Below are 359 nucleotides of genomic sequence, written 5' to 3'. Positions count from 1 at the left end.
TCCCGCATCAACGGCGCGGTGGTCGCGTGCACCTCATCGTCCGTCGCACCGGCACGACGCAGGACACAAGCGACGTTCTCGTAGACGTTCATCGAGGAGAACAGCCAGCTGCCGAACGGGTGTGACCCGCCGACCACGGCCGCGATCCCGCCACGAGCACTGACGAGCTCGGCCGAGGTCAGCGACCAGACGTCACGGCCGTCCAGCCGGACGCTGCCGCCCGTCGGCGGCAGCAGGCCCACGAGGTGCCGCAGGAGAGTCGTCTTGCCGCACCCCGACTGTCCGAGGATCACCGTGACCTGCCCGTCCGGCACCGACAGCCGAAGCCGGTGCAGCACCGGTTCGTCGCCGAGAACCGT

General features: G+C 69.9%; 1 protein-coding gene. It reads right to left on the bottom strand.

Annotation, left to right across the window (positions count from 1 at the left end; genetic code table 11):
- Positions 1 to 359, bottom strand: a 359-nt coding sequence (locus H5411_RS46785) for an ATP-binding cassette domain-containing protein (protein WP_183128059.1), incomplete at both ends; no start/stop codon positions are given.

Source organism: Amycolatopsis echigonensis, from assembly GCF_014174495.1.
GTDB lineage: Bacteria > Actinomycetota > Actinomycetes > Mycobacteriales > Pseudonocardiaceae > Amycolatopsis > Amycolatopsis echigonensis.
The sequence above is the reverse complement of the archived record's forward strand: the minus strand, read 5'-3'. Positions and strand labels throughout refer to the sequence as shown.